This is a genomic window from Solwaraspora sp. WMMD1047 (assembly GCF_029626155.1).
Taxonomy (GTDB): Bacteria; Actinomycetota; Actinomycetes; order Mycobacteriales; family Micromonosporaceae; genus WMMD1047.
The window spans coordinates 2,272,791-2,287,177 of sequence record NZ_JARUBL010000001.1 but is presented as its reverse complement, the minus strand read 5'-3'; the positions used below and the strand labels follow the sequence as shown (position 1 = coordinate 2,287,177).

Here is a 14,387-nt window from a genome sequence, read left to right as displayed (position 1 = left end):
GGCACCCGACCGAAACCGCCCGCCAGCGCGCCCGGCTCAACCGGTCAGCGCCGCCGGGTCGAACTCGCCGTGCGCGACAAGCGTCGCCGGCCCGGCCAGCCAGCAGCGGTCGCCGTCGATGGTGACGGTCAGCCGGCCACCCGGCACATCGACGGCGATCCGGCCACCGTCGCGTCCGGCGTCACGCAGCACCACGGCCGCCACCGCGCAGGCACCCGAGCCGCAGGAGAGGGTCTCGGCCGATCCGCGTTCGTAGACCCGCATCCGCACGTGCCCGTCGGCCCCGCCGACCGGCCCGGCCGGGGTCACGAACTCGACGTTGACCCCGGTCGGGAACGCCTCCCGGTCGTAGCCGGGCGCCCGGAGCAGGTCCAGATCCGACAGCTCGATGCCGGCGGCGAGGGTGCAGACCAGGTGCGGGTTGCCGCAGTCGACCTCGACGCCGGGCAGGGTGAGCGGGCCGACGGTGGCCACGCCGCCGCCCAGAATCCGGGGCCGACCGAGATCCACCGCGAGGTCACCGGCCCACCCGCCGGCGCCGGCAGTCCCGGCCGCGCCGGTGGTCGCGTGGGCGGGCACGGCCCGGACCACGCCGGCCCGGGTCGCGATCGGCAGCCCGTCCGGGCCGCCCTCGGCGAGGCCACCGGCGGTCAGGTACCGGGCGAACACCCGTACGCCGTTGCCGCACATCTCGGCGAAGGACCCGTCGGCGTTCCAGTAGTCCATGAACCACTCGGCCTGCCCGGCCAGCCCGACCGCGTCGGGATGCTTCGCGGCCCGCACCACCCGCAGCACGCCGTCGGCGCCGATCCCGCGTCGCCGGTCGCAGACCGCCGCCACCAGTTCCGGGGTGAGCGCCAGCCGCCCGTCCGGGTCGGGCAGGATCACGAAGTCGTTGCCGGTGCCGTGGCCCTTGGTGAACTCCACCGTCCCATCATCGCCGAACCTCGGACCCGGCCGCCGGCCACCCCAGCCGACCGAGCCTGATCGCGTCGAGTGCCGCGTCGACCAGGTCCGCTCGGGCGGCGTCCAGCCAGCCGATCCGCGGGTCGCGCCGGAACCAGGACCGCTGCCGACGGACGAAGCGGCGGGTGGCCCGGACCGTTTCGGCGTACGCGTCCTGCTCGGTGCCCTCGCCGCGCAGGAACCGCAGCACCTGCTGGTAGCCGAGCGCCCGGCTGGCGGTGCGGCCGGTGGCCAGCCCGGCGTCGACCAGGCCCCGGGTCTCGTCGACCAGGCCGGCCGCCCACATCAGGTCGACCCGGGCGGCGATCCGCTCGTCCAGCGCGGTGGAGTCCAGGTCGACCCCGAGCTGTACCGCGTCGTAGTGCGGCCGGGGCGGCGGCAGGGCGGCGGCGAACGGCCGACCGGTCAGCTCGACCACCTCCAGCGCCCGGACGATCCGCCGGCCGTTGCCGGGCAGGATCCGGTCGGCGGCGGCCGGGTCGACGGCCCGCAGCCGCTCGTACAGCGCGGCCGGGCCGGCGGCTTCCAGCTCCTGCTCCAGCCGCAGCCGCAGCGCCGGGTCGGTGCCCGGGAACTCGAACTCCTCCAGCACCGCCCGCACGTAGAGCCCGGAGCCGCCGACCAGGATCGGCACCCGGCCCCGGGCCGCGATGTCGTCGACCGCCGCGCGGGCCAGCCGCTGGTACTCGGCGACGCTGGCCGGTTCGGTGACGTCCCAGATGTCGAGGACGTGATGCGGCACGCCGGCCCGCTCGGCCGGGCGCAGTTTCGCCGTCCCGATGTCCATTCCCCGGTACAGCTGCATGGAGTCGGCGTTGACCACCTCGCCGCCGAGCGCCCGCGCCAGGTGCAGGCTCAACGCGGACTTCCCGGCCGCGGTGGGGCCGACCACGGCGACGACCGCCGGCCGGGCCGCGCCGGTCATCGCGGCGACCGTTCGTAGGGCGCGCCGGTCATCGCGGCGACCAGTTGGCGACGAAGTAGGCCACGCCGTAGGGCGCCGCGTAGTAGGACAGCTCGCCCCGCCACGGCCGGCCGGTCCGCGCGGCGGTCACGGCCAGCGCCTGCCAGGCGGCCCGGCCGGCGACCATCAGCTCGGCCGACAGGGCCGGGTCCAGGTCGAGCAGGGCGGCGGTGTCCGCGCCGGCCAGGGCCGCCGCGACCCGATCGTCGTACGGTTCGGCGCGCCGATCGTCGTACCCGGGCGAACTCGGGCCGCGGCAGGCGGACCCGTCACCCATCGCGAGCAGTGCCCACGGTTCCTCGTCGGGGATCTCGGTCTGGGGTGGGCGGCCGGCGGCGCCGTCGGCGCGCAGCGTCGCCAGCCGCAGTCGAACCGGCGTCGCCGGCCGGAACGCCCGACGCACCAGCCAACCACCGACGAGCAGACTCAACGGCAGCCCGGCCGGCTCGGCGGCACCGGCCGGCTCGGCGGCACCGGCCGGGTCGGTCGGCCCGCCGACGGTGGCCGGGGTGGTCAGCCCGCCGACGGTGATCTCGACCGGTATCCCCCACGGGCGGAACGAGCCGCGCAGCGGCGGTCGGTACGACCGGTCGGCGTCGTCGGTGCCGAGAATCAGCAGCGTGGTGGCGCCGGAGTCGGCCAACCCGGCCAGCGCGGCGTCGCAGGCGGTACGCAGCTCGGCCAGCTCGGCGGCGGCGGCGCCCGCGACCTCGGGCAGGATCAGTGGCGGATGCGGGCAGACGGCCGCGGCGACCAGGGGCACGCCCTCACCGTAGCGGGCATGCGACTTTACACCCGCGTCGATACCGTTCTACCACCTTCAAGGACACCGTATGGTCACGGTCGACCACAGGCGCTCGACGCGGACCGGGTTGGACCTGTGACAATGCCGGGAGAAACTTCGCTGCAACTTGCTGCGCCGTGGCGGCGATCGCCGGGACCCCCCACTCCGGCGACGCCGGGAGAACGAGGATGGGCACATGAGCGACTGGACGACCTTCGGACGGGTGGACGCGGACGGCACCGTATACGTCAAGACCGCCGAGGGTGAGCGGGTCGTCGGGTCCTGGCAGGCGGGCTCCCCGGAGGAGGGGCTGGCGCACTTCGCCCGTCGCTTCGACGACCTCGTCACGGAGGTCGACCTGACCGAGGCGCGCCTCAACTCCGGCGCGGCGGACGCGTCGCAGTCGCTGGCCACCATCCGGCGGCTGCGCGGCTCGCTGGCCTCGGCGCACGTGGTCGGCGACATCGACGCGCTGGCCGGCCGGCTGGACCGGCTGGCCACGGTGGCCGAGGAGAAGTCCGTCGAGGCCCGGGCCGCCCGGGAGGCCGCCCGCACGGAGGCGCTGGCGCGCAAGACCGCGCTGGTGGAGGAGGCGGAGAAGCTCGCGGCCGAGTCGACCGGTTGGAAGACCGCCGGGGATCGGCTCAAGGAGATCCTGGAGGAGTGGAAGACCATCCGCGGGGTCGACAAGAAGACCGACGGCGAGCTGTGGAAGCGGTTCGCGGCGGCCCGCGACGGTTTCACCCGGCGCCGGGGTGCCCACTTCGCCACCCTCGACGCGCAGCGCAAGCAGGCGCAGGGGGCGAAGGAGGAATTGGTCGCGGAGGCCGAGTCGCTGGCCGACTCGACCGACTGGGTGCCCACCGCGAACCGGCTCAAGGAGCTGATGGCGCAGTGGAAGGCGGCGCCCCGGGCCGCCAAGGAGGCGGAGCAGAAGCTGTGGGAGCGGTTCCGGGCCGCGCAGGACGCCTTCTTCACCCGGCGCAGTGAGGTCTTCTCGGCCCGCGACGCCGAGCAGCGCGGCAACCTGGAGCGCAAGCAGGCGCTGCTCGCCGAGGCTGAGGCGCTCGACGTGGACGCCGATCCGCGCGGGACGCAGGCCCGGCTGCGGGAGATCCAGGGGCAGTGGCACGAGGCCGGCCGGGTGCCCCGGGAGGCCGCGACCGGCCTGGACCGTCGGATGCGGGCGGTGGAGGAGCGGGTCCGGCTGGCGATGGATTCGGCCTGGCGGCGTACCGAGCCGTCGGCGAACCCGCTGCTGGCGCAGATGCGCGAGCAGGTCGCCGAGGCCGAGCAGCGGCTCGCCCGGGCCCAGGCCGCCGGCGACGCGAAGCGGATCCGCGAGGCGGAGCGGGCGCTGGCCACCAAGCGGCAGTTCCTGCAGCTCGCCGAGCAGGCCAGCTGACCTCGAACACGTCCTGACCCGGCGCCGGCGGTGCCGGGCACCGGCCGGGCCAGCCCGGTTTGCAACTTTTTCAGGGACTGCCGAAACGCTTCGACGCTGTTTACATCGATCATGTCCTATGCTCTGATCGGAAAGCGCTTGCCCCGGGCAGCGAGCGCGGGAGCCTCTGACCATCCGGCCGGGTCGCGGAGGTCGACTCCGGGGCGGTACCGCTCGATCGGCACCGCGATCCGGCCACACTCCAGAGGAGAGCAGCAGATGTTTTCAGCACGGCGTCGTACGACGCTGTTCGCCACGGCGCTGGCCACCGTGACGCTGGGCGCGGCCGGTGTGGTCACCGCCGTCACCGCGCACGCGGCCGCCGGCTGCCAGGTGAGCTACGCCGTCGGTTCGCAGTGGCCCGGCGGATTCAACGGCAACGTCACCATCACCAACCTGGGCGACCCGCTGTCCGGTTGGACCCTGCGCTGGTCGTTCGGCGCGGGTCAGCAGGTCGTCCAGGCGTGGAGCGCCACGGTGACCCAGAGCGGCAGCCAGGTGACGGCGGTGAACGTCGGCTACAACGGCAACCTCGGCACCAACGCCAGCACGTCGTTCGGTTTCAACGGCAGTTGGAACAATTCCAGCAACCCGGTGCCGAGCGGCTTCACCCTCAACGGGGTGGCCTGCACCGGCTCGGTCAACCCGACCTCCGGCCCGACCACCGGCCCGCCCCCGCCCACCACGGCTCCCCCACCGACCACGCCCCCACCGACCACACCGCCGCCGACCACACCGCCGCCGACCACCGGTCCCCCGACCCAGCCGCAGACCGGGCTGGTCGGCTGGGCCACCCAGAACGGTGGCACCACCGGCGGCGGCAACGCCGGCACCACCACCGTCACCAACGCCTCCGCCCTGACCAGCGCGCTCGGCTCGAGCAGCGCCGCCGTGATCCGGGTCTCCGGCACCATCTCCTGCTCCGGCATGCTCCGGGTCCGGTCGAACAAGACCATCCTCGGCAACTCCGGCGCCACCATCTCCGGCTGCGGCTTCAACATCAACGGTGACCGCAACGTCATCATCCGCAACCTGACCTTCCGCAACTGGAACGACGACGCCATCAACGTGCAGGAGTCGGCGACGAACATCTGGATCGACCACAACAGCTTCACCAACGGGTACGACGGTGCCGTCGACATCAAGCGCGGCTCGGACTTCATCACCGTCTCCTGGAACCGGGTCTTCGGGCACGACAAGTCCATGCTGCTCGGCCACAGCGACGACAACGCCGCCCAGGACCGCGGCCACCTGCGGGTGAGCTACCACCACAACTGGTTCGACGGCTCCAACCAGCGCCACCCCCGGGTCCGCTTCGGCAACCCGGTGCACGTCTACAACAACCTCTACAGCAACGTCGGTGGCTACGGCGTCGCCTCCACCGAGGGGGCCGGCGTCCTCGTCGAGGGCAACTACTTCGAGAACACCGACGACCCGTACCACCTGGGTGAGGGCTCCTCCGGTCCGGGCAGCCTGGTGGCCCGCAACAACCACTTCGTCAACTCGGGTAGCGGCCAGACCGGCGGCAGCGTCGCCGGCATCCCCTACTCGTACCAGCTCGACGCGGCCAGCAGCGTCAAGTCGATCGTGACGGCCGGCGCCGGCGCCGGCCGGATCACCGTCTGACCGCGACCGGGTCCACGGGCCCCGCGCATCGTCCTACCCGGACGGTCGCGGGGTCCGCGCGCGTCGGGCGAGGCGGATCAACCGGCGCCGCACGCCCCGGCGGGCGCCGCGGCCGGCGGCGGGCCGAGGGTGGGCAGGCCCAACGAAACCCCGGGGGTACGCGGAGCGCGCCCCGCCTCGGCCGCGTCCCCCGCCCGGGTCCGCCGGTGGGCCACCAGCGGCCCGTCGGCGTTGAGGTGGTGCGGGGCCGCATAGGTGACCGTGGCGTGCACGATGTCACCCGGCCGGATCGCCGCCGGATCGACGGCGCCGCCGGCCGGTGCGGCGAAGTGCACCAGCCGGCCGTCGCGGGCCCGGCCGGAGAGCCGCCCGGTGCGGTCGTCCTTGCGCCCCTCGCCGACGGCGACCAGCACCTCGACGGTCTCGCCGATCAGCTTGCGGTTCTCCGCCCAGGTGATCTCCTCCACGCAGGCGATCAGCCGCTCGTACCGCTCCTGCACCACCGGCTTGGGCAGCTGGTCGGGCAGTTCGGCGGCGGGGGTGCCGGGCCGCTTGGAGTACTGGAAGGTGAACGCCGAGGCGAACCGGGCCTGGCGTACCACGTCGAGGGTGCGGCAGAAGTCGGCCTCGGTCTCGCCGGGGAAGCCGACGATGATGTCGGTGGTGATCGCCGCGTCCGGCATCGCCGCCCGCACCTTTTCGATGATGCCCAGGTAACGCTCGGCCCGGTAGGACCGGCGCATCGCCCGCAGCACGTCGTCCGAACCGGACTGCAGCGGCATGTGCAGGCTGTGGCAGACGTTCGGGGTCTCGGCCATCGCGGCGATCACGTCGTCGGTGAAGTCCTTCGGGTGCGGGCTGGTGAACCGGACCCGTTCCAGGCCGTCGATGCCGCCGCAGGCGCGCAGCAGCTTGCCGAAGGCCAGCCGGTCGCCGAACTCGACCCCGTAGGAGTTCACGTTCTGCCCGAGCAGGGTCACCTCCAGCACGCCCTCGGCGACCAGCGCGCGCACCTCGGCGAGCACGTCACCGGGGCGGCGGTCCTTCTCCCGGCCGCGCAGCGACGGCACGATGCAGAAGGTGCAGGTGTTGTTGCAGCCGACCGAGATCGACACCCAGCCGGCGTAGGTCGACTCCCGGCGGGTCGGCAGGGTGGAGGGGAAGACCTCCAGCGACTCCAGGATCTCCACCTCGGCGGCGGCGTTGTGCCGGGCCCGCTCCAGCAGCACCGGCAGCGAGCCGATGTTGTGGGTCCCGAACACCACGTCCACCCACGGCGCCCGGCGGACGATTTCGCCCCGGTCCTTCTGCGCCAGGCAGCCGCCGACCGCGATCTGCATGCCCGGCTGGCGGTCCTTGACCGGCCGCAGGTGGCCCAGGTTGCCGTAGAGGCGGTTGTCGGCGTTCTCCCGTACCGCGCAGGTGTTGAAGACGACCACGTCCGGATCGTCGGAGTCGGCGGCCCGGCGGTAGCCGGCCTGCTCCAGCAGACCGGAGATCCGTTCCGAGTCGTGGGTGTTCATCTGGCAGCCGTAGGTGCGCACCTGGTAGGTGCGCGGGGCGCCCGGCGTTGCGATAGTCATGACAGGTGACAGAGTATCCGCAGCGCCGGGGAGTCGACGGCGCCGAGGCGCCGCCGGGCGCCGACCGGACCGGGGAGGGGCCATGTGCCGCAGCATCAAGACCCTGCGTGAGCCGTACGCCGAGGTGGTGACCGACGCCGACATCCAGGCGGCGGCGTTGCAGTACGTCCGGAAGATCTCCGGATTCCGCACCCCGGCGGCGCACAACGCGGCCGCGTTCGACGCCGCGGTGGCCTCGGTCGCCGAGGCCACCGCCGTCCTGCTGGGCCAGCTCGTGGTCCGCGGCGGCGGGGCGGCGCGGACCGGCGCCGATCACGCCGCGGCGAGCGCCGGGACCACCGAGTCGGGCGCCCACCGGGACCGGTGACACGGCGACCAGCCCTGACAGCGCGGGCTGGCCGTGGTGCAGAGCCGCCAGTTGGACAGCACCTCGCCGTCGTCGGTGTCGCGCACGTCGACGTGCACCGGGCGCATCGTGCCGTCCGGTGCGACCAGCAGGTGCCGCCCGTGGTCCAGGGTGTCGTCGGGCAGCAGGCAGCGCCGCCCCAGCCGGCGGGCGAAGGCCGCCACCGCACCCGGCTCGGTGAGCAGCTCCGGCGGGCCGTACCGGTCGCCCGCGCCGAACCGGGCGACGGCGCCGTAACAGTCGACTGAGGTCGGAAAGTCCCCGGGCCGGTGCCAGGCGTCGCAGAGCAGCACGCCGGGCGGCAGCCGCAGCGGGTCGGCGCCGGCCAGCGGCAGCACCGGTCTGCCGAGCGCGCCGGCGAGTGCCGCGTAGACCTCCGCCGGTGCCACCCGGTCGTCGATTCTCCAGTTCCACAGCTCGGTCATGCCGCCCCTCCTCGCTGTGCTCAGCGGTGCCCCGAAATGAGCCGTTATGGATGATGGTGACGCTCCCACGACCCTGCGCGCGGCTAAGTTACTAGTCTGTGACCATATCTGCCGAAATTCACTGATCTCGACTACCAGTCGTAACCAGAGAGTGACACAGTATCCGCACCCAGCGGCGTACCACACTCACCCAACGTGGTCGTTCATCCGACCCGATGTGGTCGGATGAACCGTCGCGCCCCGTTCACGGCCGGTCACCCCCCGGTGTTACTGCCTCGTGACCAACTCGATTGCGTTCCAGCACGTCAGGTCCCCTAGAGTTGCGGCACCGAGCCAGACTGGACCGGGAACGGCGGATCGGACCGACGACGGCGGCGTGTCGGACCGGCCCGGACGCCGACCGCCGGCCGGCTCTGGATCGACGGGCCGCAGACGAGACAGGTGGGCAATGACCGGGGCGACCGACGAACCGCTGATCAAGCTCGACGGGGTGAACAAGTGGTTCGGCCCGCTGCACGTGCTCGACGACGTCAACCTGTCGGTCGGCCGCGGTGAGGTCGTGGTGGTGATCGGACCGTCCGGTTCGGGCAAGTCGACGCTCTGCCGGACGATCAACCGGCTGGAGCCGATCAACTCCGGGACCATCACCTTCGACGGGCAGCAGCTGCCCGCCGAGGGCAGGGCGCTCGCCCGGCTGCGCAGCGAGGTCGGGATGGTCTTCCAGTCGTTCAACCTGTTCGCCCACAAGACCATCCTGGAGAACGTCACCCTCGGGCCGATAAAGGTCCGCAAGGAGAAGCCCGGCGCCGCCCGGGAGCGGGCGATGGCCCTGCTGGAGCGGGTCGGCATCGCCAACCAGGCCGACAAGTACCCGGCCCAGCTCTCCGGCGGGCAGCAGCAGCGGGCCGCGATCGCCCGCGCCCTGGCCATGCAGCCCAAGGCGATGCTCTTCGACGAGCCCACCAGCGCCCTGGACCCGGAGATGGTCGGCGAGGTGCTCGACGTGATGACGTCGCTGGCCGGCGAGGGCATGACCATGGTCGTGGTGACCCACGAGATGGGCTTCGCCCGGCACGCCGCCAACCGGGTCATCTTCATGGCCGACGGCCAACTCGTCGAGGACGCTCCCCCGACCGAGTTCTTCGCGAACCCGCGCAGCGAGCGGGCCAAGGACTTCCTGTCGAAGATCCTGACGCACTGATACAGCACCCCACCACAGTGGAGTGTGTCGCTCCTCGGCGGCACCCCTCGATCCAAGGAGGAGAAAGCAATGCGCGCTACCCGCTTGGCGGCCCTGGCCACCGTCGCGGCGCTCGCGGTCAGCCTGACCGCCTGCGGTGACGACGGCGGCGACGGCGGTGACACCGGCGCCGGCAGCAAGACCTTCGAAGCCGGCACGACGATGGAGAAGCTGAACCAGGCGCAGGTGCTGCGGCTTGGCACCAAGTACGACCAGCCCGGCTTCGGCCTGGTCGGCCTCTCGGAGAACCCGGAGGGCTTCGACGTCGAGATCGCCAAGATCATCGCCGAGGAGCTGGGCATCCCCGAGGACAAGATCGAATACACCGAGGCGCAGTCGGCGGTCCGCGAGGAGCTCCTCGAAACCGACCGGGTCGACATTGTGGTGGCCACCTACACCATCAACGACACCCGCAAGGAGCGGATCGACTTCGCCGGCCCGTACTACGTCGCCGGCCAGCACCTGATGGTCAAGGCCGACGACGACTCGATCACCGGCCCGGACTCGTTCAAGGCCGGCGACAAGAAGGTCTGCTCGGTCACCAACTCCACACCGGCCGCGAACATCAAGCAGTACCTGGCCAACGAGACCGAGCAGCTGATCCTCTTCGGCGGCTACCAGGAGTGCGTCGACGCCCTCGAGTCCGACCAGGTGGACGCGGTCACCACCGACAACGTCATCCTGACCGGCTTCATCGCCCGCAACGAGGGCAAGTACAAGCTGGCCGGTGAGAAGTTCACCGACGAGCCGTACGGCATCGGGGTCAAGAAGGGCGACACCGCCTTCCGCGACTTCATCAACGACACGCTGGAGAAGGCGTTCGCCGACGGCCGGTACGAGCAGGCGTGGAAGGACACCGCCGGCAAGTTCGACGAGAACCTGCCGGACCCGCCCACCATCGACCGCTACTAGGACGACGGGCAGCTGGAGGGTGAGAAATCAGGGGGCGCACGGATGTCAGTGATCATTGACAACCTGGACGTGTTCGTCAGTGGCTTCTGGGTCACCCTCCAGCTCTGCCTACTCTCCGCGGTCGGTGCCCTGATCCTGGGCACCATCGTGGTGGTCATGCGGATCTCCCCGGTGGCCCCGCTGCGGGCCGTCGGGACCGCGTACGTCACCGTCTTCCGGAACGTGCCGCTGACGGTGGTCTTCTTCTTCGCGGCCTTCGCGCTGCCGGCGCTGGGCACCAACGCCGAGCTCCTGAAGATCCCCGGCCTGACCACGGTCTTCAGCCGGCTCGGCATCGACCTGCCGTACTTCCGGTTCGCCATCATCGCGCTCAGCGTCTACACCGGCGCGTTCGTCTGCGAGGCGCTGCGCAGCGGCATCAACGCGGTCGCCGCCGGGCAGGCCGAGGCCGCCCGGGCGATCGGGCTGACCTTCACCCAGAACCTGCGCCACGTCATCCTCCCCCAAGCCTGGAAGGCCGCCGTCGTGCCCCTCGGCAGCGTGATCATCGCGATGATCAAGAACTCGGCGATCGCCGGCTTCTTCGGCGTCGGCGGTGACCTCTCCAACTCCGCGCAGGCGCTGATCACCACCGGCGGCCAACCCGCCATCCCGATCCTCACCGGCATCTCCGTCTTCTTCCTGGTGATGACCGTGCCGCTCGGCATGATGCTGGACCGGCTGGAGAGCCGCCGGGCGGTGGCCCGATGAGCGGCGAGCGCGGCGCCAGCGTCCTCTACGACGCCCCCGGCCCCCGGGCCAAGCGGATCACCAACATCGCCAGCGTGATCACCGCCGGGGTGATCGCCGTCGGCGCCTACTTCCTGGTCTACCGGCCGCTGGCCGAGCGGGAACAGTTCTCGATGGAGCTGTGGGGCCCGCTCGTCGACCCCGGCAACGAATACTTCACCACGGTCTGGGGCCGACTCGGCGACGGCTTCCTCGCCACCCTCAAGGCCGCCGCCCTGGCCATCCTCGCCTCGCTCGTGCTCGGCACCGCGCTGGCCGTGCTGCGCATCCAGCTCAAGGCCGCGCTACGTCGCCGCTTCGTCGGCCTCGCCACCCCCCTGGCGTACGCGCTGCGCGCGCTGAGCTGGACCCTCAACACCGTCACCCGGATCTTCGTCGAGGTGTTCCGGGGCATCCCGGTGGTGATCACCATCTTCTTCGTCTGGCGCGGCCTGCCGTCCACCGGCGTCGACCTCGGCAACACCATGTGGTACCTGGTCATCGGGCTGACCCTCTACAACATGGTGGTCATCGCCGAGATCCTCCGCTCCGGCATGGAGGGGCTGGCCGGCGGCCAACGCGAGGCCGCCGACGCGATCGGGCTCAGCTCGTTCCAGACCACCCGGCTGGTGCTGCTCCCGCAGGCGTTCCGGATCATGCTGCCGGCCCTGATCAGCCAGCTCGTGGTGATCCTGAAGGACACCTCGCTCGGCTTCATCATCGGCTACCAGGACGCGCTGCGGATCGGCCGGTCGATGGCCCAGGAGCTGACCAACCAGATCCAGATGTACTTCGTCATCGGGGTCATCTTCGTGCTGGTCAACTACGCGCTCTCCAAGCTCGCCCAGTACGTCGAGCGCCGGCTGGCCCGCGGCCAGCGGACCGACAAGACGGCGCCCGCCGAACCGCCGGCCAGCACCCTGCTACCGGCCGGCGGCGACGGCGCGAAGTAACCCGACCGGCTCAGCGGGCGATCTCGGTGGCCCGCGACTCCCGCACCACGGTCACCCGGATCTGCCCCGGGTAGGTCAGCTCCTCCTCGATCTGCTTCGCCACGTCGCGGGCCAGCACCGCCGCACCGATCTCGTCCACGTCGTCCGGCTTCACCATCACCCGGATCTCCCGGCCGGCCTGCATGGCGAAGACCTTCTCCACCCCCGACTTGCCGCCCGCGATCTCCTCGATCCGCTCCAGCCGCTTGACGTACGCCTCCAGGCTCTCCCGCCGGGCCCCCGGCCGGCCGCCCGAGCACGCGTCCGAGGCCTGGGTCAGCACCGCCTCGATGGTCTGCGGCAGCACCTCGTTGTGGTGCGCCTCGATCGCGTGCACCACGTCCTCCGACTCGCCGTACTTGCGGGCCAGATCCGCGCCGATCAGGGCGTGACTGCCCTCCACCTCATGGGTGAGCGCCTTGCCGATGTCGTGCAGGAACGCACACCGTTTGATCAACGGCACGTCCAGCCGCAGCTCCGCCGCCATCACCCCGGCGATGTGCGCGGTCTCCACCAGGTGCTTGAGCACGTTCTGCCCGTACGACGTCCGGTAGCGCAACCGGCCCAGCAGCCCGACCAGCTCCGGGTGGATCTCGGTGATGCCGACCTCCACCAGCGCGTCCTCGGCGGCCCGCTCGCAGAGCCGGGCCACCTCGTGCTTGGCGGTGTCGAACACCTCCTCGATGCGGTGCGGGTGAATCCGCCCGTCCAGCACCAGCTTCTCCAGGGTCAGCCGGCCGATCTCCCGACGCACCGGATCGAAGCACGACAACAGCACCGCCTCCGGCGTGTCGTCGATGATCAGGTTCACCCCGGTGACCGACTCGAAGGCCCGGATGTTGCGGCCCTCCCGGCCGATGATCCGCCCCTTCATCTCGTCACCCGGCAGGTGCAGCACGCTCACCACGCTCTCCGCGGTCTGCTCGCTGGCGACCCGCTGGATGGCGTCCACGACGATGTGCCGGGCCCGCTGCTCGGCCGTGTTGCGGGCGTCGGTCTCGATGTCGCGGACCAGCAGCGCCGCCTCCCGCTTCGCCTGGCCCTCGATCGACTCGACCAGCTCCAGCCGCGCCGACTCGGCGGTCAGCCCCGCGATCCGCTCCAACTCCCGGCGGCGGGTCTCCTCCGCCTCGGCGACCGCCAACTCCCGCTTCTCCAGCTCCGCGGCCCGGGCCGCCAGCTCCGCCGTCGCGGTCGCCAGCCGGCGCTCCCGCTCGGTCAGCCGGTCGACCTCCTCGCTGTGCAGCCGCTCCCGCTCGTCCATCCGCTGGGCCCGCCGCTCCACCTCGACGGCCTGCTCCCGGGTGGTGGTCGCCAGCAGCGCGGCCTCCCGCTCACCGCTGCGCCGAGCGGCCGCCCGGACCTGCTCGGCGTCGCTCTCGGCCTGCCGGTGCGCCCGCTCCAGGACGGTGTCGGCCTCGATCCGGGCGGCGTCCAACACCCGCCGGGCCTCCGCGCGGGCGGACTTCGCCTCGGCCTTCGCCGCCGCCGCCTCGGCCCGCGCCGCCGCCGCGGCGGACTTCGCGACGTCGACGGTGCTGGTCGCCTCGTCCGCCGCGCTGCGCAACGCCGCCAGCGACTGTTCCTGGCGGTCCTTCTCCGCGACGAACCGCGGATCGTCCGGCGCCGGCATCGCCGACGGCACCGCGATCCGCCGCAGCGCGCGGGCACCGAGCAGCACAGCGCCGAGAACCAGGAGCGCCAGCGCGACGATCGCGACCAGCAGCCCCCACTCCAGGCCGCTCATGCCGGCGTCCTACTGCAGTCGCCCAGCTCGCTCATGGCAGCCTCCCCTAGCCATCCGGCGCCGGACGATGGCCGCCACGGTGACACCATCCTCCGGCTCGAGACGCCCGACCGAGGCGGCAGGCCGTGGGTAGGAGGCCACCGGCAGACGCCCGGAGGGCACCACCGATGGCCGGGGTGAACTGCTGCGACGCCCGGACCGGCCCGGCCGGTCGCCGCTATCTGGCCGCTGAGCTGGCCAAAGTGATGCCGTACTGTTACGCGATCTATGTTGTGCGCTTAGCCTGCGCTGGTCGGGCATTCTCGCTAAAGCGAGGCTAGGTCGCATGTCGCGATCGGTCAAGGACTCATGATCCGACCGGAGTCGGAACATAGCGCACCGGACCGCTCACGCACCGCTGAAATCATGCCCGGGCATAACCGGACGAGTCAGGAGTAGCGCCGAATCCTGCCGCCACGACGGCCAAACCCGGGGACCGACACCACGACACCACGAGTCAACCCACCAGTCACCTCAGGTCAACCCCCCGT

At 71.9% G+C, this 14,387-nt stretch carries 13 protein-coding genes; 7 read left to right on the top strand and 6 right to left on the bottom strand.

Annotated elements, in window-relative coordinates:
- Positions 1–36 precede the first annotated feature (36 nt).
- Genes dapF through O7627_RS10560 form a run of 3 tightly spaced genes read right to left on the bottom strand, consistent with a single transcriptional unit; the run spans position 37 to position 2,693 of the window.
- The gene (dapF, locus tag O7627_RS10570; RefSeq protein ID WP_278093317.1) at positions 37–927 is read right to left on the bottom strand and encodes a diaminopimelate epimerase; all 891 of its coding nucleotides are present in this window, start codon (positions 925–927) and stop codon (positions 37–39) included.
- Positions 928–934: 7 nt separating this feature from the next.
- On the bottom strand, positions 935–1,891 hold the full coding sequence (gene miaA, locus O7627_RS10565) for a tRNA (adenosine(37)-N6)-dimethylallyltransferase MiaA (RefSeq protein ID WP_278093316.1): 957 nt from the start codon (positions 1,889–1,891) through the stop codon (positions 935–937).
- Positions 1,892–1,919: 28 nt separating this feature from the next.
- Positions 1,920–2,693: a hypothetical protein gene (locus O7627_RS10560; RefSeq protein ID WP_278093315.1), complete on the bottom strand. Its 774-nt coding sequence runs from the start codon at positions 2,691–2,693 to the stop codon at positions 1,920–1,922.
- 217 nt (positions 2,694–2,910) lie between these two features.
- Here O7627_RS10560 and O7627_RS10555 point away from each other — a divergent pair, with 217 nt between their 5' ends.
- Positions 2,911–4,119, top strand: a complete 1,209-nt coding sequence (locus O7627_RS10555; RefSeq protein WP_278093314.1) for a DUF349 domain-containing protein — start codon at positions 2,911–2,913, stop codon at positions 4,117–4,119.
- 258 nt (positions 4,120–4,377) lie between these two features.
- A complete protein-coding gene (locus O7627_RS10550; protein WP_278093313.1) occupies positions 4,378–5,784 on the top strand; it encodes a cellulose binding domain-containing protein in 1,407 nt (468 codons plus the stop codon).
- A gap of 77 nt (positions 5,785–5,861) precedes the next feature.
- Here O7627_RS10550 and miaB read toward each other — a convergent pair whose 3' ends face one another.
- On the bottom strand, positions 5,862–7,367 hold the full coding sequence (gene miaB / locus O7627_RS10545) for a tRNA (N6-isopentenyl adenosine(37)-C2)-methylthiotransferase MiaB (RefSeq protein ID WP_278093312.1): 1,506 nt from the start codon (positions 7,365–7,367) through the stop codon (positions 5,862–5,864).
- An 82-nt stretch (positions 7,368–7,449) separates the two neighbouring features.
- Here miaB and O7627_RS10540 point away from each other — a divergent pair, with 82 nt between their 5' ends.
- Positions 7,450–7,734 carry a DUF2277 family protein gene (locus O7627_RS10540; protein ID WP_278093311.1) on the top strand — a complete coding sequence of 95 codons (285 nt, stop codon included), beginning with the start codon at positions 7,450–7,452 and terminating at the stop codon, positions 7,732–7,734.
- On the opposite strand, the gene O7627_RS10535 is transcribed toward O7627_RS10540, so the two are convergent.
- A complete protein-coding gene (locus O7627_RS10535) occupies positions 7,680–8,198 on the bottom strand; it encodes a hypothetical protein (RefSeq protein ID WP_278093310.1) in 519 nt (172 codons plus the stop codon). The genes O7627_RS10540 and O7627_RS10535 overlap by 55 nt on opposite strands.
- A gap of 448 nt (positions 8,199–8,646) precedes the next feature.
- Between O7627_RS10535 and O7627_RS10530 the strand changes: the two genes are divergently transcribed.
- The 4 genes from O7627_RS10530 (at position 8,647) to O7627_RS10515 (ending at position 12,071) form a co-directional block, all read left to right on the top strand.
- Positions 8,647–9,399 carry an amino acid ABC transporter ATP-binding protein gene (locus O7627_RS10530; RefSeq protein WP_278093309.1) on the top strand — a complete coding sequence of 251 codons (753 nt, stop codon included), beginning with the start codon at positions 8,647–8,649 and terminating at the stop codon, positions 9,397–9,399.
- Positions 9,400–9,468: 69 nt separating this feature from the next.
- Positions 9,469–10,350, top strand: a complete 882-nt coding sequence (locus tag O7627_RS10525; RefSeq protein WP_278093308.1) for a glutamate ABC transporter substrate-binding protein — start codon at positions 9,469–9,471, stop codon at positions 10,348–10,350.
- A gap of 42 nt (positions 10,351–10,392) precedes the next feature.
- The gene (locus O7627_RS10520; RefSeq protein ID WP_278093307.1) at positions 10,393–11,100 is read left to right on the top strand and encodes an ABC transporter permease subunit; all 708 of its coding nucleotides are present in this window, start codon (positions 10,393–10,395) and stop codon (positions 11,098–11,100) included.
- Positions 11,097–12,071: an amino acid ABC transporter permease gene (locus tag O7627_RS10515; protein ID WP_278093306.1), complete on the top strand. Its 975-nt coding sequence runs from the start codon at positions 11,097–11,099 to the stop codon at positions 12,069–12,071. Before O7627_RS10520 ends, O7627_RS10515 begins: the two co-directional genes overlap by 4 nt.
- Before the next feature lie 10 nt (positions 12,072–12,081).
- Here the strand turns inward: O7627_RS10515 and rny are convergent, their stop codons facing one another.
- On the bottom strand, positions 12,082–13,857 hold the full coding sequence (rny, locus tag O7627_RS10510) for a ribonuclease Y (RefSeq protein ID WP_278093305.1): 1,776 nt from the start codon (positions 13,855–13,857) through the stop codon (positions 12,082–12,084).
- Between the last annotated feature and the right edge of the window lie 530 nt (positions 13,858–14,387).

Bases quoted from the DNA above. Each gene is read 5' to 3' on its own strand.
- miaA (WP_278093316.1), bottom strand. From the start codon at position 1,891: ATGACCGGCGCGGCCCGGCCGGCGGTCGTCGCCGTGGTCGGCCCCACC.
- O7627_RS10555 (WP_278093314.1), top strand. From the start codon at position 2,911: ATGAGCGACTGGACGACCTTCGGACGGGTGGACGCGGACGGCACCGTA.
- O7627_RS10550 (WP_278093313.1), top strand. From the start codon at position 4,378: ATGTTTTCAGCACGGCGTCGTACGACGCTGTTCGCCACGGCGCTGGCC.
- miaB (WP_278093312.1), bottom strand. From the start codon at position 7,367: ATGACTATCGCAACGCCGGGCGCCCCGCGCACCTACCAGGTGCGCACC.
- O7627_RS10540 (WP_278093311.1), top strand. From the start codon at position 7,450: ATGTGCCGCAGCATCAAGACCCTGCGTGAGCCGTACGCCGAGGTGGTG.
- O7627_RS10535 (WP_278093310.1), bottom strand. From the start codon at position 8,198: ATGACCGAGCTGTGGAACTGGAGAATCGACGACCGGGTGGCACCGGCG.
- O7627_RS10530 (WP_278093309.1), top strand. From the start codon at position 8,647: ATGACCGGGGCGACCGACGAACCGCTGATCAAGCTCGACGGGGTGAAC.
- O7627_RS10525 (WP_278093308.1), top strand. From the start codon at position 9,469: ATGCGCGCTACCCGCTTGGCGGCCCTGGCCACCGTCGCGGCGCTCGCG.
- O7627_RS10520 (WP_278093307.1), top strand. From the start codon at position 10,393: ATGTCAGTGATCATTGACAACCTGGACGTGTTCGTCAGTGGCTTCTGG.
- O7627_RS10515 (WP_278093306.1), top strand. From the start codon at position 11,097: ATGAGCGGCGAGCGCGGCGCCAGCGTCCTCTACGACGCCCCCGGCCCC.
- rny (WP_278093305.1), bottom strand. From the start codon at position 13,857: ATGAGCGGCCTGGAGTGGGGGCTGCTGGTCGCGATCGTCGCGCTGGCG.